Annotated in this window: 20 protein-coding genes; 17 read left to right on the top strand and 3 right to left on the bottom strand. The window is 69.8% G+C overall.

Features of this window, described 5'->3' with window-relative positions; translation table 11 throughout:
* Window positions 1-374 precede the first annotated feature (374 nt).
* Complete coding sequence (locus tag ACZ5SK_RS07255) at window positions 375-917, bottom strand: MarR family winged helix-turn-helix transcriptional regulator (RefSeq protein WP_334582080.1); 543 nt, start codon at window positions 915-917, stop codon at window positions 375-377.
* A gap of 103 nt (window positions 918-1,020) precedes the next feature.
* On the opposite strand from ACZ5SK_RS07255, the gene ACZ5SK_RS07260 reads away from it, so the two are divergent.
* The 3 genes from ACZ5SK_RS07260 to ACZ5SK_RS07270 all read left to right on the top strand — a co-directional run bounded on the left by ACZ5SK_RS07260 (window position 1,021) and on the right by ACZ5SK_RS07270 (window position 3,763).
* Entirely contained in the window at window positions 1,021-1,662 is a 642-nt protein-coding gene (locus tag ACZ5SK_RS07260; protein ID WP_334582081.1) for a GTP cyclohydrolase II, read from the top strand.
* A gap of 237 nt (window positions 1,663-1,899) precedes the next feature.
* Window positions 1,900-2,832, top strand: a complete 933-nt coding sequence (locus ACZ5SK_RS07265) for an NADP-dependent oxidoreductase (protein WP_334582083.1) — start codon at window positions 1,900-1,902, stop codon at window positions 2,830-2,832.
* A 325-nt stretch (window positions 2,833-3,157) separates the two neighbouring features.
* A complete protein-coding gene (locus ACZ5SK_RS07270; protein WP_334583765.1) occupies window positions 3,158-3,763 on the top strand; it encodes a dihydrofolate reductase family protein in 606 nt (201 codons plus the stop codon).
* Between the two features lie 523 nt (window positions 3,764-4,286).
* On the opposite strand, the gene ACZ5SK_RS07275 is transcribed toward ACZ5SK_RS07270, so the two are convergent.
* A complete protein-coding gene (locus tag ACZ5SK_RS07275) occupies window positions 4,287-4,910 on the bottom strand; it encodes a TetR/AcrR family transcriptional regulator (RefSeq protein WP_361702568.1) in 624 nt (207 codons plus the stop codon).
* A gap of 105 nt (window positions 4,911-5,015) precedes the next feature.
* Here ACZ5SK_RS07275 and ACZ5SK_RS07280 point away from each other — a divergent pair, with 105 nt between their 5' ends.
* The 14 genes from ACZ5SK_RS07280 to ACZ5SK_RS07345 all read left to right on the top strand — a co-directional run bounded on the left by ACZ5SK_RS07280 (window position 5,016) and on the right by ACZ5SK_RS07345 (window position 19,519).
* Entirely contained in the window at window positions 5,016-5,834 is an 819-nt protein-coding gene (locus tag ACZ5SK_RS07280; protein ID WP_334582086.1) for an SDR family NAD(P)-dependent oxidoreductase, read from the top strand.
* 95 nt (window positions 5,835-5,929) lie between these two features.
* Window positions 5,930-6,766, top strand: a complete 837-nt coding sequence (locus ACZ5SK_RS07285; protein WP_334582087.1) for an oxidoreductase — start codon at window positions 5,930-5,932, stop codon at window positions 6,764-6,766.
* A 33-nt stretch (window positions 6,767-6,799) separates the two neighbouring features.
* Window positions 6,800-7,606 carry an SDR family NAD(P)-dependent oxidoreductase gene (locus ACZ5SK_RS07290; RefSeq protein ID WP_334582088.1) on the top strand — a complete coding sequence of 269 codons (807 nt, stop codon included), beginning with the start codon at window positions 6,800-6,802 and terminating at the stop codon, window positions 7,604-7,606.
* 725 nt (window positions 7,607-8,331) lie between these two features.
* Complete coding sequence (locus tag ACZ5SK_RS07295) at window positions 8,332-9,222, top strand: transketolase (protein WP_334582090.1); 891 nt, start codon at window positions 8,332-8,334, stop codon at window positions 9,220-9,222.
* Window positions 9,219-10,208, top strand: a complete 990-nt coding sequence (locus ACZ5SK_RS07300) for a transketolase family protein (RefSeq protein WP_334582091.1) — start codon at window positions 9,219-9,221, stop codon at window positions 10,206-10,208. Before ACZ5SK_RS07295 ends, ACZ5SK_RS07300 begins: the two co-directional genes overlap by 4 nt.
* 54 nt (window positions 10,209-10,262) lie before the next feature.
* Window positions 10,263-11,066, top strand: a complete 804-nt coding sequence (locus ACZ5SK_RS07305; RefSeq protein WP_334582092.1) for an SDR family oxidoreductase — start codon at window positions 10,263-10,265, stop codon at window positions 11,064-11,066.
* A gap of 94 nt (window positions 11,067-11,160) precedes the next feature.
* On the top strand, window positions 11,161-12,174 hold the full coding sequence (locus ACZ5SK_RS07310) for an ABC transporter permease (RefSeq protein WP_334582094.1): 1,014 nt from the start codon (window positions 11,161-11,163) through the stop codon (window positions 12,172-12,174).
* A gap of 91 nt (window positions 12,175-12,265) precedes the next feature.
* Window positions 12,266-13,231, top strand: a complete 966-nt coding sequence (locus ACZ5SK_RS07315; protein ID WP_361702562.1) for a sugar ABC transporter substrate-binding protein — start codon at window positions 12,266-12,268, stop codon at window positions 13,229-13,231.
* 20 nt (window positions 13,232-13,251) lie between these two features.
* Window positions 13,252-14,757, top strand: a complete 1,506-nt coding sequence (locus ACZ5SK_RS07320) for a sugar ABC transporter ATP-binding protein (protein ID WP_334582097.1) — start codon at window positions 13,252-13,254, stop codon at window positions 14,755-14,757.
* Window positions 14,758-15,249: 492 nt separating this feature from the next.
* Window positions 15,250-16,143 (top strand): transketolase, encoded by an 894-nt coding sequence (locus ACZ5SK_RS07325; protein WP_334582098.1) that lies wholly within the window; start codon window positions 15,250-15,252, stop codon window positions 16,141-16,143.
* Window positions 16,140-17,111, top strand: a complete 972-nt coding sequence (locus tag ACZ5SK_RS07330; protein WP_361702559.1) for a transketolase family protein — start codon at window positions 16,140-16,142, stop codon at window positions 17,109-17,111. The genes ACZ5SK_RS07325 and ACZ5SK_RS07330 overlap by 4 nt, the downstream gene beginning before the upstream one ends.
* Complete coding sequence (locus tag ACZ5SK_RS07335) at window positions 17,108-18,412, top strand: FGGY family carbohydrate kinase (RefSeq protein WP_468575507.1); 1,305 nt, start codon at window positions 17,108-17,110, stop codon at window positions 18,410-18,412. Before ACZ5SK_RS07330 ends, ACZ5SK_RS07335 begins: the two co-directional genes overlap by 4 nt.
* The gene (locus ACZ5SK_RS07340; protein WP_468575509.1) at window positions 18,391-18,630 is read left to right on the top strand and encodes a hypothetical protein; all 240 of its coding nucleotides are present in this window, start codon (window positions 18,391-18,393) and stop codon (window positions 18,628-18,630) included. The genes ACZ5SK_RS07335 and ACZ5SK_RS07340 overlap by 22 nt, the downstream gene beginning before the upstream one ends.
* A 115-nt stretch (window positions 18,631-18,745) precedes the next feature.
* The gene (locus ACZ5SK_RS07345; protein ID WP_361702555.1) at window positions 18,746-19,519 is read left to right on the top strand and encodes an SDR family oxidoreductase; all 774 of its coding nucleotides are present in this window, start codon (window positions 18,746-18,748) and stop codon (window positions 19,517-19,519) included.
* A gap of 156 nt (window positions 19,520-19,675) precedes the next feature.
* Here ACZ5SK_RS07345 and ACZ5SK_RS07350 read toward each other — a convergent pair whose 3' ends face one another.
* Window positions 19,676-20,629: a sugar-binding transcriptional regulator gene (locus ACZ5SK_RS07350; RefSeq protein WP_361702553.1), complete on the bottom strand. Its 954-nt coding sequence runs from the start codon at window positions 20,627-20,629 to the stop codon at window positions 19,676-19,678.
* Window positions 20,630-21,147: the final 518 nt, after the last annotated feature.

Genomic DNA, 21,147 nt, shown 5'->3' on the forward strand with positions numbered 1-21,147 from the left:
ACCTCAACCGTGCTCGAGCCAACACCGTGGTTCACATGACCACCCATCGAACAGGTCGTTGCCACCGTCGAGCACGCACAACAGCACAAGCGACAGGGTCCTCATGGGGAGACGCCGGTGAGGCCGGTGGAGGTGAGGGACCGGAAGTAGCGCCGACCCAACGCTTTGCTGATGGCACCACGTCAAGTGGCGGCCCACTGTCCGGAAGGCCGCGTACCGGCAGGTCACGCGCGCGTTCCCTGGCCGCAGCCGGAACCGGGGCGGCTTTCGCCTCGCCGCCTGGGACACATCCCCGCCCCTGGAACCCGGCGATGTGAAGGCGCCCGTCGGGTCGATCGGGGCCGGCTTCGGTGAACTCACGGAAAGGTGCCTCCTCACGCGCTGAGGTCGGCGGCGGCGGCTTCGGGACCAGGCCCCGGCCACGCGGTCTCGCCGGCCGTGGGGCGGCCGGCCTTGCCGTGGTCGTCGGTCATGCGGCGGACCGCTTCGCCGAGGCCGTCGGCGAGCGCGCGGACCTGGTCAGGCGTGAGCACGTGGAAGAGCAGTTCCCTCACCATGGTCACGTGGCCGGGCGCAGCCTGCTCCAGCAGAGCCGTGCCCTCCTCGGTCAGTACGGCGTAGACCGCCCGCTCGTCACCGGGACACGTTCGTCGGCGCACCAGCCCGGACTTCTGCAGCTGCCCGATCTGATAGGTCAGCCCGCTCTTGGAGTTGACCAGCGCGCCGGCAAGTTCGGCCATCCGCATCTCCCGGTCCGGGGCCCCGCTGAGCCGGACGAGGATCTCGTACCGTAGGCCCGACAGCCCGTGACGCCGCTTGAGCCGCTGCTCCAGCCGCCTGTACAGCAGCGCGTGCGCGGTGGTGAAGGCCGTCCAGGCACGCTTCTCCTCGTCGTTCAGCCAACGTGTATGACGCACGCCACACCTCTCCCTGTTGTTCAAATTCGAACTCCACTCTACTGTGAACGACGAGTTCAAATTTGAACCTCCGGAACGCCAAAGGAACGACAAGGGAGAGGCCATGACCACCAGCACCGCCGCAGCCACCGTCCGCACCCAGGTCCGCGTCCCGCTGAGCTTTCCGGACGGCTACCAGGTGACCGCCGATGTGATCACCTTCCACGGGCTGCCAGACGGCAAGGAGCACGTGGCCCTGGTCCTGGGCGACCCGGCCGCCGCTGCCACCCCGCTGGTGCGTCTGCACTCCGAATGCCTCACCGGTGACGTCTTCGGCTCCGCCCGCTGCGACTGCGGCCCTCAGCTGCGCGAGGCGGTGGAGCGCATCGCCACCACCGGAGGCGTCCTGCTCTACCTCCGCCAGGAAGGCCGCGGCATCGGCCTCTACAACAAACTCGACGCCTACGCCCTCCAGGACGCCGGCCTGGACACCTACCAGGCCAACACCGCCCTCGGCCTGCCCGAAGACGCCCGCGACTACACCGCCGCCGCCCAGATGCTCACCGCCCTCGGCATCACCGAGCTCAGCCTGCTCACCAACAACCCCGACAAGGCCCGGCAATTGCTCGACCTCGGCATCACGGTCACCCGAACCGTCCCCACCGGCGTCCACACCACCCCCAGCAACCTGCGCTACCTGCACGCCAAGGTCCAGCACACCCACCACACCATCACCCTCACACCCGTGCCCAGCCTCGTCGGCTGACGCCCGGGAGGCCGTTGTCCAGCATCACAGGTGCGGCAAGCCATCCGCCGGCGAGCTGCATGTCCGTATCGACGCGGAAGTCCCACTCGTCGACGCCCCGGCCGTCATCGCCAAGTGACCCGACGCAGCCGATGACCTGCGGCGGCACCACGACTTCCGGTGCCCGGCCACGCCGCCGCACGGGAAGACATCAGCCATGTCCGGCCCCCGGCCGGTCTCACACATCACGGAGAAGACATGAACCGAACGGCACGGACCGTGCGTTTCGACCAGTACGGCGATCGTGACGTCCTGTACGTCACCGACATCCCGATGCCCGAGCCGGGCCCAGCGGACGTCGTCGTCGAAGTTCGCGCCGCCGGCGTCAACCCCTTCGACACGATGCTCCGCTCCGGGGTGGTCCGGGATCTGTTCCCGGTGGACTTCCCGTCCCGCCAGGGCAGCGACCTCGCCGGAGTCGTCGTAGCCGTCGGCGCGGAGGCCGACGGACTTGCCGTCGGCGACGAGGTGCTGGGCTGGACACCCGTGTCGTCCGCACAGGCGACGCACGTGGCCGTCCCGGCGGCCCACCTGGTGGCCAAGCCTCCGCAGCTGAGCTGGGAGGTGGCGGGCTCGTTGCACATGGTCGGCGCCACGGCCTACGCCGCCGCACGCGCCGTCGCTCCCCAGCCCGGGGAGACGGTCGCGGTGTCCGCAGCCGCGGGCGGGGTCGGCTCCTTCCTCGTGCAGATGCTCACCGGCCGGGGCGTGCGCGTGCTCGGCATCGCCTCGGCGGCCAACGCCGAGTGGCTGGAGAAGCACGGCGTCATACCGGTGCCGTACGGGGACGGCCTTCGCGAACGACTCGAACAGGCCGCGGGAACCGGCGGCATCGACGCGTTCATCGACCTCTACGGCCCGTCGTACCTCGACCTCGCCCTCGCCCTGGGCGTAGGACCGAACCGCATCCAGACCACTGTCGCCATGCAACGCGCGGCGGAGATCGGTGCCAGGGCCGACGGCCGCCACAACGCGACCGCACGCGAGATCCTGGTCGAACTGGTCGACCTGGCCGCCTCGGGTGCCGTCGAGATCCCGATCGCCGCCACCTACCCGCTCGACCAAGTCGCGGACGCCTTCGCGGAGTTGGAACAGCGGCACACTCGCGGCAAGATCGTCCTGATCCCCTGACCGGGACCGCGGGCGAACCCGCGTGCGGTCGCCCCGTCACGTCACGTCACGTCCACGCTTCCTTTCCTCTTGTATCTCCCGTCCTCACACCTCCACGGAGAAACGCATACGACCGACCGTGCCGGCCAGACCGGTGCCGACACCCCAGGCCGTATCGCACGGTACGTCGCTGCTGCTGGAGAGCATGCGGCCCAACCCCGCGGTCGTGGTCAGCCGCGCCTACGATCTGCTGACCCACACGACGGCCCTGGTGCTGCGCCGCGGAAGTGCCGCCGATGAGTTTTCGGCGGTGGTGCGGTCTACCCATCGACGAAGGGAGCGCACCATGCGCAAGATCATCGTTTGTACGTTCCTGACGCTGGACGGCGTCATGCAGGCGCCGGGCGGTCCGGACGAGGACGCTGAGAGCGGCTTCGAGCACGGCGGCTGGCAGAAACCAGTGAGCGACGACGAGGTCGGCACGGCCATCGCCGGTTGGTACGAAACCTCCGACGCGATGCTGCTCGGCCGCAAGACCTACGAGATCTTCGCGTCGTACTGGCCGACCGCTGATCCCGACAACCCGTTCACTGATCGGATGAACAGCATGCACAAGTACGTGGCGTCTCGGACCCTGACGTCCGTCGAGTGGCAGAACTCCACGCTGTTGGAGGGCGACATCGTCGATGCCGTACGCGAGCTGAAGGCGTCCGACGGCGGCAACATCAACGTCGTCGGCAGCGGCGACCTTGCCCAGACCCTCATGCAGCACGGCCTCGTCGACGAGTACCGGCTGACCATCCATCCGGTGATCATCGGCACCGGCAAGCGGCTGTTCGCCGACGGAGCGATCCCCACTGCGCTGGAGCCGGTCAGCGTCTCGACGACGAAGAGCGGCACCATCGTCGGCGTCTACCGGCCGAACGGCAAGCCCAGCTACGACAGCTACTAGCGGTCGTCGTTCGGATCACCGTGCGGAAGTGAGCTGACGGGCGGCAGCTTCCCCGTGCCACTCCGCGTGCTAGCCGCCCCGCCGACGCGCCAAGTCCTCAGAGGCCAGGGCGTCGAACTGGGCGCGGAGACGTGTGGCGGCTGCTGCGGCGACCCGCGCGGTCGCAGTAGATCCCTTCGAACTCTCCGAGGTCAGCGCGCGGATCCGCGCGCTCGTCCGCCGCGCCCGAAGCACAGGCGCGGGCAACGATCCGCCGCCGTTGCCGCATCCACTTCCTTTCGACTGCGCGCGGCCGGGATCGAGCCCAGGCTCAGCGACTCGCTCCCCTGCTTGCGCGCGCCGTGGATGCGGCGCGCAGGACGCCTCCTCTACCCTCCTTCCCGTCGCGTTTCCGCCGCCCGCGTTCGCAGGGCGGCGTCGAGGGGGTAAGGCGGACGCCGAACGCCAGCCGACACCTGCCCGGCCGACTCAGGCGGCAATATCCGGCTGGACAAGTCCAGGGCGACAGCAGCGTCGGCCGCAGTTATGCCCGAACCTGTGGGGCCACAGCGGCCATTGCCTTGTCCAGGGCATCGGCAAAGGTGCCGCTGGAGCCGCTTTCGAGCCATGCCTGCTGGGCCGCGACGAGGCAGCCGAAGGCGGCCGCGGTGATCGCGCGCAGGGTCGGGTCTTCGGCGGGGCAGGGGGTTCCGGCCTCGGCGGCGCGTTCGCTCAGCGCGGCGACGACCACCTCCTGCATCTGCTGCTGCTTCTCCAGGTAACTGCCGAGCAGGTTCGGCGTGTTGAAGATGACCCGCTGGATCGGCGCGGCGACGGAGTCCTTGTCGAGGTCGTCGACGTGCGGCACCAGCAGATCGAAGAGCGCGCGCAGTGACTGCCAGACGGGCTCACCGGCCGGGCGGGCGCGCAACCCCTGGAGCATTTCCTCGGCGAGGTATTCGACCTTGCCGACGACCAGGTCCTCCTTGGTGGGGAAGTAGCGGAACACACTGCGCTTGGACATGCCCACCGCCGCGGCGATGTCATCGATGGTCGTCGCCTCGTAGCCGCGCTCGATGAACAGGGCGTTGGCGGCCTCCGTGATCTCGCGCCGCACCGCCTGTCGCGTGCGTTCCCGCAGCCCGGGCCTCGTCTTCTCCGTCGTCATCGCTTCAGGTTATCACTCATGGCCAGAGTTGACACTCGATGACATGTTTGTCATTGTGTGATGGCAGTCGGGGGCCGCCCCGGCCACGAAGAAGGGCAGATCAACATGAGCAGGACGTGGTTCATCACGGGTGCCGGGCGCGGCTTCGGCAAGGAGTTCACGAAGGCGGCCCTCGGGCGCGGCGACCAGGTCGCGGCCACGGCTCGGGACACCGAGGCGCTGGCCGACCTCGTCGAGAAGTACGGGGACGCGGTACTGCCGCTGGCGCTGGACGTGACCGACCGTGAGGCGGTCGTTGCCGCCGTCGCGGCCGCCCAGGAGCGCTTCGGTGGCCTCGACGTAGTCGTCAACAACGCCGGCTACGGCCTGTTCGGCGCGGTCGAGGAGGTCAGTGCGGAGCAGTTCCGCCAGCAGTTGGAGGTCAACGTCCTCGGGCCGTTCCATGTGACCCAGGCGGTGCTGCCGATCCTGCGCGAGCAGGGGCGTGGGCACATCATCCAGATCTCCTCGATCGGCGGCGTGGCCACCTTCCCGCTCCTGGGCACCTACCACGCCTCCAAGTGGGGTCTGGAAGCGTTCAGCGAGTCACTCGCCCAGGAGGTCGCCGACTTCGGCATCAAGGTGACCCTCGTCGAGCCCGGCGCCTACGGCACGGACTGGGGCGGCTCCAGCGCGGTCTGGGCCGAGGGGCAGCCGCCGTACCAGCCGGTGCGGGAAGCCATGGTCGCGGCCGCGGCGGAAATGCCGCAGTACGACCCGGCCCACGTGGGTGCCGCGATCCTCGCGGTCGCCGATGCCGCCGAGCCGCCGCTGCGGGTCTTCTTCGGCAGCGCGCCCCTCGACATCGCCGAGCAGGTCTACGCCTCGCGCCTGCAGACCTGGCGCGACGGTGCCGACATCTCCGCACTGGCCGAGGGCCGCTAGCCCGGCCCCCCTGGCCTCAGTACGTCGAAGACACCTGCCCAAGACCCCTGAGACCCCTGAGACACCGAAAGACCACGGAAAGAGAAGGAATCGACATGTCCACTACTACCAAGGTCGCCCTCGTCACCGGCGCCTCCTCCGGAATCGGCGCCGACACCGCTCAGCGCCTGCGGGAAGCGGGCTACATCGTCTACGGCGCCGCACGGCGCGTCGAGCGGATGACCGCGCTGCGCGACGCCGGGGTGAACATCCTCAGCCTCGACGTCACCGACGAGGACTCCATCCGCAAGGCCATCGACCAGATCATCTTCGAGTCGGGGCGCATCGACGTCCTGGTCAACAACGCCGGCTACGGCTCCTACGGCTCCCTCGAGGACGTCCCCCTGTCCGAGGCGCGCGCCCAGATCGAGGTCAACGTCTTCGGCCTGGCACACCTGACCCAGCTGGTGCTGCCGCACATGCGCGCCCAGCGCAGCGGCACCATCGTCAACATCAGCTCCATGGGCGGCAAGCTCGTCACCCCGCTGGGCGGCTGGTACCACGCCAGCAAGTACGCCGTGGAGGCGCTCAGCGACGCCCTGCGCATGGAGACCAGGCAGTTCGGGATCAGCGTCGTGGTCGTCGAGCCCGGATCGATCCGCACCGAGTGGGGCGCCATCGCCGCCGAGACGCTCAAGGAGACCTCCAGCAAGGGCGCGTACTCGACCCTCGCCGAGGGGGTCGCCAAGACGCTCGCCGCCAGCTCGCAGCCCGGCGCCCGCATGACCTCCGCGCCGTCGGTCATCGGCAAGACCATCGTCAAGATCGCAAACGCCCGCCGGCCGCGCACCCGCTACCGCGTCGGCTTCGGGGCCGCACCCACCATGTTCCTGCGCTGGCTGCTGCCGGACCGCGCCTTCGACTTCGTCATCCGCAGCGCCTTCGGCGTCTGACCCGACATCAAGAACGCGATGGAGGACACGGCCATGCCAGAACTGAGCAACACCGTCGTGGTCGTCACGGGCGGGCGCATCGGTCTCGGGCGCGCCCTCGCGCTCGAGGCCGCCCGGCGGGGCGCCACCGTCGTCATCGCCTCCCAGAGCGACGCCGGCGGCACGGTCGCCGAGGTCCAGGCGACAGGCGCCCGTGCCGAATGGATACGGACGGACGTATCCGACTACGCCTCCGTAGCGGCCCTCGCCCATCATGTGCGCACCACCTACGGCGGCACCAACATCCTCGTCAACAACGCCGCGGCCGGCGGAGACCCCGGCCGCCTCGACACCACCGACCCCGCCGCCGCCCGCCGGCTGTTCGAGGTCAACATCACCGGCGTCTTCAACGGCATCCGCGCGTTCGCCGCCGACCTCAAGGCCCAGGCCGCCGCAGGAGCCCCCGCCCACATCCTGAACGTCGGCTCCGAACACTCCCTCGGCGTACCTCCCCACGTGGCGTCCCTGAGCGCCTACACGGTCAGCAAGTACGCCACCCTCGCCTTCACCGACACCGCCCGACGCGACTTCGCCGGCACCGGCGTGAACGTCTCACTGCTGGCGCCCGGGTGGGTCCTGACGGAACGGGTCGCCGAGCTCACCGGCGCATCGCCTCAGGCCGCCGACGCGATCCTGCCGTACGCACAGGACTCGGCCGAGGTCGCCGAGCTGGGCATCGACGGCCTCCTGCGCAACCGGTACATCATCGCGACCAACCCGGCCTCCCGCGCCTTCGCCGTCGAGCACGCCCAGGCGGTCATCAGCGAAGTCGAGCACCTGTCGGTCTCGTCGCCCAGGTGAAACCGCCATGTATGAACGACGCGTCAGCCGTCTTCCAGGTCAGGACCGGCGGCCCTTCTGAGAACACCGACCGGGTCGAGACCGGAGATGCGGCCATGACGGCGGGAGCATGCGCTGCCGCCGTCAACGGTCAGGGATTTCACGGGATCACCTGTATACGCCGCGAGGTGACAGGCTATCCGGAGCTGAGCGGTGAGCAGATACAAGGCCCGGTCTTCCTCACCCAAGCCCCTCGACCAGCTCGCCGCCGCGGCCCTGGCCGAGCCCCACGACAAGTGACAGGCGCCGACCGCCGCTACCCCTCCGAAGGTTCCGGCGCTGAGACTCCCCCCAGCGAGTCGACTGGCTACGGCAGCCGTTCGGCCTAACGGCCATGCCGGTGATTCCTTCCCGGCACCTGCTCCATGAAGGCCCATCCGAGGCATCCCGGCGGCCGGCACCACCGGCCCCGCAGCAGACCTCGACGCGCGTCTCCTCCTCGCTGGCATCGCCCGACGTCAGAGCAGCGTCGGCGACCAAAGGCATCGATTCACCCTATTGACACGTGGCCGAAACGAGCACAGCATGATGAGCGTCACGATTCACTGCTGAATAGCTATTCGCTCGAATCCGACGCCACCAGCCGGTAGCCCCTCCCCATCTCACGCGCTCCCGCTCGCCGAGCTCTTCCGGCGGTACCGCGAGACCCGTGTGATCCCAAGGGCCAGCGACCGAGGACGATCCAGATGCTCACCACAGACCCAGCCGGGACCGCACGGTTCCGGGAACGGCGACGCCGCTTCGCCGAAGAAGACATGGCCGGCCGCCTCCACGAGCTGGAGCAGCTGTCCACCGACGTACGCCGCAGCATCGTGCGGATGATCGACGGCGCCCAGCTCGGTCACATCGGCGGTGATCTGTCGGTGACGGACATCCTCGCCACTCTGTTCGGCGGGGTGCTGGCCGTGGACCCCGAGAAGCCGCGCGACCCCGAGCGTGACCGCTTCATCCTCAGCAAGGGGCACTGCTCGGCGGCTCTGTACGCGACCCTCGCCCACAGCGGCTTCTTCCCGCTGTCCGAGTTGTCCACGTTCATGGCGCCGCTGTCGCCGCTCAACGGCCACCCGAACCGCAGGAAGGTGCCGGGCGTCGAGACGAACACCGGGCCCCTGGGGCACGGGTTCCCCGTCGCGGTCGGCTGTGCACTGGCCGCCAAGCTGTCGCGCCGCTCGTACCGCACCTTCGTCGTCCTCGGTGACGGCGAACTGCAGGAGGGCAGCAACTGGGAGGCGGCGATGACCGCAGCGCACCACGACCTCGCCTCCCTCACCGCGATCGTCGACCGGAACCTTCTCCAGCAGGGCGCCCGCACCGAGGACACCAAGCGGCTGGAGCCGCTGGCGGACAAGTGGACCGGCTTCGGCTGGGAGGTACGGAACGCCGACGGCCACGACCACGGACAGCTGCTGTCCGCGCTGCTCCCCTCCACGACCGGCAGGCCCGTCGCCGTCGTGGCCCACACCGTCAAGGGCAAGGGCGTGTCGTTCATCGAAGACCGCGTGGAGTGGCACCACAAGGTGCCCAATCCCGCGCAGGTTCAGGCCGCCCTGAACGAACTGGGGGAGCTCAGCCGATGACTGCCGACGTCATGCGCGAGGGCGCGCAGACCTACGACTGCCGCCAGGCGTTCGCGGACGAACTGATCGCGCTGGCCACCGAGGACGAGCGCATCGTCGCCGTCTGCAACGACTCCGTGGGATCGAGCAACCTCGTCCGGTTCAAAGAGCTCTTCCCCGACCGTCTCATCAACGTCGGCATCGCCGAGCAGGACCTTGTCGGCGTCGCTGCCGGGCTGGCGATCGGCGGGTTCGTTCCGTTCGTCAGCGCCGCGGGTCCCTTCCTGACCGGCCGTGCCACGGAGCAGATCAAGACCGACGCCGCCTACAACAGGCTTCCGGTCGTGCTATGCGGCCAGAGCCCCGGCCTGGCCTACGGGGAACTGGGGCCGACCCACCATTCGATCGAGGACCTGTCCTGGATGCGGGCCATCGCCGACCTGACCATCGCCGTGCCCGCGGACCCGGTACAGACCCGTTCCGCCGTACGCTGGGCCGCCGCGCACGAGGGACCCGTCTACCTGCGCATCCCTCGGTTCAAGGTCCCGTCGGTCACGCCGCCGGACGCACCGTTCGAGCCCGGCCGCAGCATCCAACTCACCAGTGGCGACGACATCACCGTCATGGCCGTCGGGACCATGGTCTCGCGTGCCCTCGCCGCCGCCGAGACGCTGCGCGCCCAGGGTGTCGGCGTACGAGTGCTGAACATGACCTTCGTGGAGCCACTGGACGTGGAAGCCGTCCTGCGGGCCGCTCGCGAAACCCGGGGCATTGTCACCGCCGAGGAGGCGACCACCACGGGCGGCCTCGGTGCAGCAGTGGCCGGCATCGTCGCGCAGCACCACCCCAGGCCCATGCGGATCCTCGGCGTGCAGCGCGAGTTCGCGCCGACCGGGAGTGCCGCATTCCTGCTGGAGCACTTCGGGCTGACGGCCGACGGCATCGCTTCCGCCGTTCGGGAGCTGCTGGCCGCAGGCGGCAGGGGCGGTGCACATGAACACGCATGACGTCACCGGCGTCGCCGACCGCGCTTCTCAGTCATCCGTCGTTGGAGAAGAATCATGGCTCTGACACGTTCCCGTCGGTTCGAAGACCAGAGCGTTGTCGTCACGGGGGCGGCGCAGGGCATCGGGCGCGGGATCGCCGCGCGGTTCGCCGCGGAAGGCGCGAACGTCCTGATGCTCGATGTGTCCCAAGCCGTCGAGGAGGCGGCCGAGAAGGTCGCCGACCAGCACCCCGGCGGCAACACGACCGGCGTTCGCGTGGATGTCACTTCGGCAGAGGACGTGGCCCGCGCCTTCGACCTCGCCGACCGGACCCTCGACGGCGTCGACGTCCTGGTCAACAACGCCGGCGTGATCACCATCAGCCCGCTGGAGGACCTGAGCCTCGCCGACTGGCAGAAGGTCCTCGCCGTCAACACCACGGGCACGTTCCTGTGTGCCCAAGCCGCCGCCGCGAGCATGCGCAAACACGGACGCGGAGGTCGCATCCTCAACGCCGCCTCCGGTCAGGCCCGCCAGGGGTTCGTCTACACGCCCCACTACGCGGCCAGCAAGTTCGGCGTCGTGGGGCTCACCCAGAGCCTGGCGAAGGAACTCGCCAAGGACCGGATCACCGTCAACGCCTACTGCCCCGGCATCGTCGGCAGCGACATGTGGGACTACAACGACCGCGAGTGGGGCCGACTTCTCGGCGACTACCAGCCCGGCGAGCTCATGGCCGAATGGGTCGCGGGCATCCCGCTGGGACGGGCCGGCACCGACGACGACGTGGCCAGTCTCGTCCTCTTCCTCGCCTCCGAGGAGGCGGCATACATCACCGGCCAGACGATCAACGTCGACGGCGGAATGTTCATGAACTAGCACGCCACGCGGGCCACGACAGCCTCGGTGACCGAACGCGGTCGATGCCACCCCTCCCGACCTGGATGCACACCTTCACTATCCGGAGACCTCTATGAGTACGACCAGCAACGCGGCGAAGCCCGTGGACGCGCAGCCGGCCGAACGGCGGCTGAAGGCGCCGTCCTGGGCGACCGGGCTGCTCACAGGATCCCGCGGTCCCGCCCTCGGGCTTGTCGTCATGTGCGTCGTCTTCTACATCGCGACGCCGTACTTCCTGACGCAGAACAATCTGCTCAACATCGTCGACCAGGCAGTGATCCTGGGGCTTCTCGCCCTGGGCATGACCGCCGTGATCATCACGGGCGGCATCGACCTCTCGGTCGGCGCCGTGCTGGCGCTGGCGACCATGGTGCTCGGGTGGCTCTCCCACGACCAGGGCTGGCCGCTGTGGCTGAGCGCCCTCGTCGCGATCGGCGTCGCGGGAGCGTGCGGCCTGGCCAACGGGCTGGGCGTCACCTTCACCAAACTCCCGCCGTTCATCGCCACGTTGGCGATGATGTCGATCGCCCGCGGCCTGGCCAACGTCATCACCGACGGGCAGCAGATCGTCGGATACCCGGACTGGTTCGACAACCTCTCCACCGTCCGCTACCTCGGCGTCTTCACCTTCGTCACCTTCGTACTCGTCGTGCTGTACGTGGCGGGGTGGGCCTACATGCGCTACCGGACCGGCGGGCGTGAGCTGTACGCCATCGGTGGCAGCTCGGAGGTCGCCCGGCTCGCCGGCATCAGCGTGCGCAAGCGGACCGTCCTCGTGTACACCGTGACCGGCGTCCTCGTCGGACTGGCCGGCGTCTTCCTCTCGATGCGTCTGGACTCCTCGCAGCCGAGTGCCGGAACGGGCTACGAACTGGACGCGATCGCCGCCGTGGTGATCGGCGGCGCGAGCCTGAGCGGCGGTGTCGGCTCCGTCACCGGAACCCTGTTCGGCGTCCTGATCATCGGCGTCCTGCACAACGGGCTCAACCTGCTCGGGGTCTCCCCGTTCGTCCAGCAGATCGTCATCGGCGTGGTGATCGCTCTGGCCGTCATGGTCGACGTCCTGCGCCGGCGCGAGACGCACTGACCTCCTCGACTCACCCCCCGCACCACCGAACCGCCCCTCCCCCCTCCCTCCCCGAATCACCGGGTCCACCTCCCGAAGGAGCACCACCGCAATGAAGTCCCAGTACCGCTGGATGGCCACCGGCATCGTGGCCGCCCTCGCCCTCAGCGCCACCGCATGCAACAGAGACAGCGCCGCCACGACCACCGCCGACGGCAAGCCGGTGACGATCGGTCTCGCGGTCGCCAATCTCCAGGCCGACTTCTTCAACCAGATCAAGCAGTCCGTCGAGGCCGAGGCCAAGAAGAAGGGCGTCAAGGTCGTCGTCGCCGATGCCAGGGGCGACGCCGCGACCCAGGTCAACCAGATCCAGGACTTCATCAGCCGTCAGGTCAGCGCGATCATCTACATTCCCGCCGGCGCCACGGCCGCCAGCGTGCCGGTCAAGGCGGCGGAACGCGCGAAGATCCCCGTCATCACGGTCGACCGCAACCCCTCTGACGCGCCGGGCAAGTCCTTCATCGCCACCGACAGCGTCGATGCCGCCAAGACGCTCGGCCAGTGGGTGATCAAGCAGAAGGACGGCAAGGGCCAACTCGCCATCCTCCAGGGCCAGATCGGCACCACCCCGCAGGTCGACCGCCAGAAGGGCTTCGGCCAGGCGCTCGCCCAGGCGCCTGGCATCAAGGTGGTCACGCAGCAGACCGCCGACTGGGCGCAGGACAAGGCGTTCTCCGTGGCCCAGGACATGCTCCAGGCCCACCCGGGCATCGACATCTTCTGGGGCCAGGCCGACGCGATGGCTCTTGGTGCGGCGCAGGCCGTCAAGAGCGCCGACGGCAAGAAGCGCCTGATCGTCGGCTTCGACGGCGACTTCGCAGGTCTGAAGGCCGTCCGCAACGGCACCATCGACGCCACCATGGTCCAGCAGACCCAGAAGATGGGGCGGATGTCGGTGGACACGGCGCTGGACGTCATCAACGGCAAGGACGTCCCGGCCACGCAATTGCAGCCCGCGTTCCTCCTGACCAAGGACGACACGGCGAAGGCCGACCAGTACATCAAGAGCCACCCCTGAGCCCGGGGAGCGACGTCATCATGACGAACCTCAGTCAGACTTCGAGGGACCAGACCCACGAGGGCCTGATCGTGCGGGACGTGTCCAAGCGCTTCGGCGCGACACAGGCCCTTGACCGGATCGACCTCGACATCCGTCCTGGCGAGGTGGTGGCGCTGCTCGGCGAGAACGGCGCCGGGAAGTCCACCCTCGCCAACATCATCGCCGGCACTTTCCCCTCCGACACCGGGTACATGACCTGGCGGGGACGGCCCTACGACCCCAAGTCGCCGGGGGACGCCATCACGCACGGCATCGGGCTCATCCATCAGGAGATGCGCCTGCTGCCGGCTCTGTCGGTCGCCGAGAACGTCTTCCTGGGCCGGCTCCTCACCCGCGGCGGACGCATCGACCGTGCGGAGATGAACCGTCGTGCGGAGGAGCAACTGCACCGCCTCGGCCTGGACATCTCCCCCACCCGGCTGGTCGGCACGCTCCGCGTGGCCGAACAGCAACAGGTCGAAATCGCCAAAGCCCTCACCCTCAACGCGAAACTGCTCATCCTCGACGAACCCACGGCCGCCCTGGGCGGCGACGAGACCGACCATCTCTTTGAGCGGATCGACGCGCTGCGGAAGGAAGGTGTGTCCTTCATCTACGTCAGCCACCGCCTGGAGGAGATCGCCCGCATCTGCGACCGCGTGGTGGTGATGCGGGACGGGCAACGGGTCGCCACCCACGCGACCGCGCAGGTGCCCGTCTCACAGCTCGTCGAGGAGATGGTGGGGCGCAGCGTGGAGCGGCTCTTCCCCGACACGGGAGCGCCTGCGGAGCGCGAGGTGCTGCGCGTGGACGGTCTGTCCAATACCTCCTTCCGGGACGTCTCCTTCAGCGTGCGCGCGGGCGAGGTGTTCGGCATCGCCGGAATCGTCGGCGCCGGGCGCACCGAACTCGTGCGGGCGATCGCCGGTGTCGACCCGGTGACCGAGGGACAGGTCGCCGTCGACGGCCAGGTTCTGCGGCTGCGCGGGCCTCGGGACGCCATCGAAGCGGGGGTGGCGCTCGTACCCGAGGACCGCAAGGGCCAGGGCGCCGTGCTCGACCTCTCGATCGGCGACAACGTGGTCCTGCCCAACCTCGACCGGGTCGCCCGGCAAGGCTGGCTGACCCCCGGGCGCGTCACCGAAGTCGCCACCGACGCCATCAGGACGATGACCGTCAAGGGGCGGGCCGCACAGCCGGTGCGGACACTGTCCGGCGGCAACCAGCAGAAGGTCGTCATCGCCAAGTGGCTGGAGCGCAAGCCCAAGGTCATCATCCTCGACGAGCCCACTCGCGGTATTGACGTCGGCGCCCGCGCCGCCATCTACGAGGTGATCGCGGACCTGGCCCGGTCGGGCATGGCGGTCGTCGTGGTCAGCTCCGACCTCGACGAGGTCCTGGGACTGTCCCACCGCGTGCTCGTGCTCAGCAGGGGACGGCAGCAGGGCATCCTGTCGGCGGAGGAGGCGACGACCTCAGCCGTCATGCACCTCGCCACGGCATGACGACAGTGCCGCGACGTGCCGTACCAACCCGCTCCGAACGCTGCCGGCCGGAGGCGAGGGAGAGCTGGGTGGACCGCGACTGAGCACCCCACCCGGCCCCCTTCCAACGGCGTTGCCGGCCACCGATGTTCCGTCGCGCGCATCATGAACAGGAGGCAACGGCGTAACAGCGTGCCGCTCAGCCGCCGGACACCGGACACCGGACCGGCGGGCGGTGCATCGCCCGGGTCGCCGCCCGCCGCAGTGGATGCCGAGTGAATCGCCGGCCTGCTCCTGGGGAACCACCCGCGCGCGACGGCCGGCCAGCGAGCATGCCGGCCGGCCGCGCCCTGCAGGACCGCACCTCGTGCTGACGGACCAGTGAACCTGCCGTTCCCCACCGGTGTTCCGGCTCTCTCCGGGCTGTTCGAGGGCGCGCCCTCCTTGACTCATCCGGATTCACGGGCTTCACTTCGACTGAATCGCAACGCAGACCTGAATGGATATGCACCTATGGTTCTCGCACCAGTCCCCGGCGCCACGGCGCGGCTCGCCGACATTCGGCGCGAGCTGCACGCGGCACCCCCGGCAGAGCGCGCCGCGCGCTTGCGGGACTTGGCCTACTCGATCCGTCGCAGTGATCTGGAGATGATCAGCCGGGCCGGTCAGGGGCACATCGGCGGGGACTACTCCGCCGCCGACATCGTCACCGTGATGTACTTCGCGGTCCTCGACGTCCGTCCCGAGGAACCGGAGTGGGCCGAGCGCGACCGGTTCGTCCTCAGCAAGGGCCACGCCGCGGGCATCCTCTACTCGACCCTGGCGCACGCCGGCTTCTTCCCCGAGGCCGAGCTGACCACGTTCATGGAGCCGCTGTCGCCGCTCAACGGCCACCCCAACCGCCGCAAGGTGCCGGGAGTTGAGACCAACACAGGTCCATTGGGCCACGGCTTCCCGGTGGCCGTGGGGATGGCGGTCGCCGCCAAGCTGGACGGCTCCGACCGTCGCACCTACGTCCTCACCGGCGACGGTGAGCTGCAGGAGGGGAGCAACTGGGAGGCGGCGATGAGCGCGTCCCAGCAGCGCCTCGGCCGACTGGCCGTGATCGTCGACCGCAACCGCTTGCAGCAGGGCGCCCCCACGGCGGAGACCTCGGGCCTGGACCCGCTGGACGCCAAGTGGGCGTCTTTCGGCTTCGACGTGCGCGTCGTCGACGGCCACGACTACAACGCCCTCTACCAAGCCCTGAGCGAGGAACGGGCCGTCGACGGCCGCCCCCTGTGCCTGATCGCCGACACGATCAAGGGCAAGGGCGTGTCCTTCATCGAGGACCGCGTGGAGTGGCATCACAAGGTACCCACCGCCGAACAGACCGCTGCCGCCCTCGAGGAGCTGACCGCCCGATGAGCACCACCACCGACGCAGCCGTCGAGCTGCACGACTGCCGCAAGGCGTTCGCCGAGACGCTGATCGAGCTCGCCGAGACGGACCCGCGCACCGTTGCCGTCTGCAACGACTCCGTCGGCTCCTCCAACCTCAAGGAGTTCCAGCAGCGTTTCCCGGACCGGCTGCTCAACGTCGGCATCGCCGAGCAGCTGATGGTCGGCGCGGGCGCCGGCCTCGCGAACGGCGGCCGTATCCCGTTCGTCTGCGCCGCAGCTCCCTTCCTCACCGGCCGGGCCCTGGAGCAGATCAAGGCGGATGTCGCCTACTCGCGCACCAACGTCAAGCTGTGCGCCATGAGCCCCGGCTTCGCCTACGGCCAGCTCGGCCCGACCCACCACGGCGTGGAGGACTTCGCCTGGATGCGCACGCTGCCCGAGATGGTCGTCCTGGCACCGGCCGACCCGGCCGAAACGCGTGAGGCACTGCGCTGGGCCCATCAGTACGAGGGCCCGGTCTACCTGCGTATCGGCCGCACCAAGGTGCCGGACCTGACGCCTCACGTCCCCTTCGCGGCCGGCCGTGCCGCGTGTCTGCGCGAGGGGCACGACATTACGCTGATCGGTGTGGGTACGACGGTCTCCGCCGCGTTGACCGCCGCCGGAAAGCTGGCGGCCGAGGGGGTCCACGCGCGTGTGCTCAACTTCTCCACCGTCAAGCCGCTGGACGAGCAGGCGCTCCTCGCGGCGGCCGCCGAGACCGGCTGCATCGTCACCGTCGAGGAGGCCAACGTCCACGGCGGACTCGGCAGCGCCGTCGCGGAGTTCCTCGCCGGCCACTCCCCCGTGCCGATGAAGCTTCTCGGCGTTCGTGACGAGTTCACCCCGACCGGCAGCGCGGCCTTCCTGTCCGAGTACTTCGGCATCGACGCGGAAGCCGTTGTCCGCGCCGCGCGCGAGCTGAGCGGCGCCGGGCAGGGAGCGGCGGCATGAGTGCCGCGGACAGGGGCGCCGCGGGCAGAGGCGCCGTGCTTGCCATCGACCAGGGCACCAGCGGTACCAAAGGGCTTCTCGTCACGGAGGACGGGCGGGTCGTCGCCACCGCTCACCGGCCGCTGACCCAGCAGTATCCAGAGCCGGGATGGGTCGAGCAGGACCCGGCCGTGCTGTGGCGCAGCGTCACCGGGGTGGCCGAGGAACTGGCCGCCCAGGCCGCTGCCGCGGGCACCCTGGTCGTCGGCCTGGGGCTGAGCGTCCAGCGCGAGGCCGTCCTGGCCTGGGACCCGGACACCGGCGCCGCGCTGTCGCCACTGGTCAGCTGGCAGGACAGGCGCACCGCCGAGCAGTGCGCCAAGCTGGCCGCCTCGCCCGAGGGGGAGCTGATCAGCGGCCGCACCGGCCTGCCGGTCGACCCGATGTTCTCCGCGACCAAGGCCGAGTGGTTGCTGGACCGGCTCGACCCGAACCGCGAGGCAGCCTGCGCCGGCCGACTGCGCGTCGGCACGGTCGACGCCTGGCTGCTGCACCGGCTCACCGGTGGAGCCACCGACGCCTCCGAGACCGGCTGCGCCTCCCGCACCCAGCTCGTCCGCCTGGACAGCGCCGACTGGGACGCCGATCTGCTCGACCTGTTCAACATTCCCCGTGCGGCACTCCCCCGCATCGCCGCCTCGGACGGTGCGGGCGAGGAACTGGGCCACACCCGGAACGTACCGGGCCTCGCGGACGGCCTGCCCATCGCGGCGGTCCTCGGCGACTCGCACGCCGCGCTCTTCGCCCAGAGCCACGGGCGCCCGGGCACGGTCAAGGCCACGTACGGCACCGGCGCCTCGCTCATGGTCCTGAACCCCGACGGCCGCCGCCCCGCCGAGGGCATCGCCGCCACCCTGGCCTGGCGACGCACTCGGGACGCGGGCGCCGCACACGCCCTGGAGGCGAACATAGCGTCCGCGGGCACAGCCATCCGCTGGGCCGCCCACCTGCTCGGGACCGACTCGGCCGGCATCGCCGCCCTGGCGGTCGACGCACGTCAGGACGCCGAGGTCTACCTGGTCCCGGCGTTCTCCGGACTGGGCGCCCCGTACTGGGATCGCGGCGCCCGTGCGCTCTTGGTCGGCATGGACTTCGACACCGGCCCCACCGAAGTGGCACGCGCCGCGGTCGAGTCGATGGCCTTCCAGGTGGCCGACACGCTCTCCCGATTCGACACCGTCCTCGGGGGCACGGTCGCCGAGCTGCGCGCGGACGGCGGTCCGACGGGCAACGACGCCTCATGGCGCTCCAGGCCGAGCTGATCGGCCGACCGGTGCTACGGGCGGGGCGCCCGGAGGTGTCCGCCCTGGGCGCCGCGTACCTGGCCGGCACGGCGCTCGGTATCTGGGACGACGCCGACCTGCCCGCGCTCGCTCCCCAGGGCACCCGCTTCACCTCGCACGAGGACGACGCCTGGCGCAACCGTCGCATGGCCGGCTGGCACGACGCGGTCGCCTGCGCCCGCGGGAAAAGGACCTGACACCGGCCGGCGCCGGTGCACATCCTCCCCACTGCCGCCCGCATTCGGTATCACCCCGGCCAAGGGCCGACGCCAACCTTTTCCGCCGCTTCACCACTGCCGAAAGAGCCGCACCATGACCTTCACCCCCGCAGCGTTCTCCCTCAAGGACAAGCCCGCGTTCATCACCGGCGCGGGCAGCGGGATCGGCCGGGCCATCGCCCTGGGCTTCGCCGCCTGCGGCGCCGACGTCGCCTGCTTCGACCGCGACGCCGAGGCCGCCCAGGCCACCGCGGACCTGATCGTCGAGGCGCGCGGCAGGGCTGTCGGCCTCGGTGGAGACGTCACCTCCCCCGAGTCCCTGGCCGAGGCCGTCCACACCGCCGTCGAATCGATCGGCCCGATCCGTACGGCCGTCAACTGCGCCGGCGTGGCCGGTGCCACCGCCGCCGAAGACATGCCCGCCGAGGACTTCCGCCGCGTCGTCGACATCAACCTCACCGGGGTGTTCCTCAGCGCGCAGGCCGAGGCCCGGGTGATGCTCGCCCGCGGCGGCGGATCGATCGTCAACATCGCCTCCATGTCCGGCACCATCGCCAACCGCGGACTGCTGCAGGCCCACTACAACGCCTCCAAGGCCGGCGCCATGCACCTCACCAAGAGCCTGGCCACCGAGTGGGCGGGCCGCGGAATCCGGGTGAACTCGATCAGCCCCGGCTACACCCTCACCCCCATGAACAAACGGCCCGAGGTGGCCGAGCGCCTCAAGGCGTACGCCGCCGACACCCCCCTGGGCCGCATCGCCGAGGTCGAGGAGATGGTGGGCCCCGCTGTCTTCCTCGCCTCCGACGCGGCGTCCTTCGTGACCGGCTCCGACCTGGTCGTCGACGGCGGATACATCTGCTGGTGAGCGACTCCCCGCACTCGTCGCCCTGCGGGGCCGTTGTCGATCCGCAGCCATCCGCTCACGGGCGTCCACGGTCTCGGGTGGCTCTTCACTACGCTGCACATCGCTGCCCCGTGCCGCGCTCACCGAGGCCGTGACGCCCCAGGGCGCCCCCTGTTCTCAGGCCATCAAGGCCGCCGCTGTCTCCTGATCCGTCACCAGCACGTCCACGAGGCCGCCCGTCACGGCCGCCCGGATCGCCTTGTGCTTACGACTGCCGCCCGCCACCCCTATCTTCCGACGGGCGGCAGCGAACTGCTCGCGCGTGATGCCGACGACCCGGGAGTCCAGCTCGGACTCGACCGGCCGGCCCTGAGCGTCGTAGAACCGCAGGCAGACGTCGCCCACCGCGCCCAGCTTCTCCAGCCCGGCGCGCTCCTCGTCGGAGAAGGCGTTGCCGCTGCGGGCGAGCGTGCTGGACGGGGTGATCTCACCGATGCCCACCAGCGCGACGTCCAGATCGCCCAGCTCCCCCAGAGCCGCCGACACGAACGGGTCCGTGCGCAGCGCCTGGGCGCTCTCCGCTGCCCCGGCCACACCGGGCGCCTGGAGATAGACGGCCTCACCATTCACCAACTGCGCCAACTGCCCGGTCATCCGTGAGGCGTGACCGGCTGCTGCGGGGTCGCCGATGCCGCCCACCGCCTGAACGATGCGTACGTCCTTCAGTCCCGGGACCGGCTGCATCGCCTGCACCGTGGCGAGCAGACTGGCGCTCCACGACGAGATTCCCACGGTGTCGGACGAGCGCAACGTCGTCTGGAGGTAGTAGGCGGCGGCCGCGCCGAGATCGCCGAGCATCGTGCGCTCGTTGTCCGGAGTGGTGTCGACGACCAGAGCGAGCTTCAGCCCATACCGCTCCTGGAGGCCGTCCTCCAGGACCGGGTGGGTGCCGGAGGGCGGGGTCACGGTGATCCGCACGATGCCCCGGTCCTGTGCCTTCTTCAGCAGCCGTGACACCTTCGCCTGCGACAGGTCCAGTCGCGCCGCGATCTCCGGCTGCCGCACGCCCTGAAGGTGGTACAGCCGGGCCACGTGTGTCATCATCCGCAGTTCCTCGCCGACGATCGCCACGGGACACCTCATCTGTCGTCTTGTTCCAGGCCACTTGTTCCAGGCCACAGCGGCCGGGGCAGCCGCGCCTGCTTCAGCAGCCCTGCATAGATATTCGCACACGTCAAAGCTGGTTCGTACGGTTCGTCGACGGGCGGGAGGCGTCGGCGCTCAGGCGCCGTCGCCAGGTCCACCCTGTCGTCGTTGCGGCGCGGCTGCCGCGACTCGCTCTTCGATCCCGTGCAACGCGACCCAGATGAAACGGTCACCGGCTCCATCTTCGAGATGTCGAGGCTCGAAGGAGATCAGCACGATGACCGCACCTGCCAGTGCGCCCCTGTACGCCCTGGCCGGGGACACCTGGCCAGGGCGAGACCTCTCGGAGGTGTTCGCCTCCGTGCGCGGCCCGGTGACGCCCTTTCCCCGGGTACTCGGCCACGTGATGCAGCCGCTGAATGCTGATCAGCAGACCCCGTGCGGCATCAGCAGCGTCCACGACCGTCGTAGTCTCGCCGCTGCAGCAGGCGGGCCGTGCCTTT

The organism is Streptomyces sp. NPDC031474, assembly GCF_055581185.1.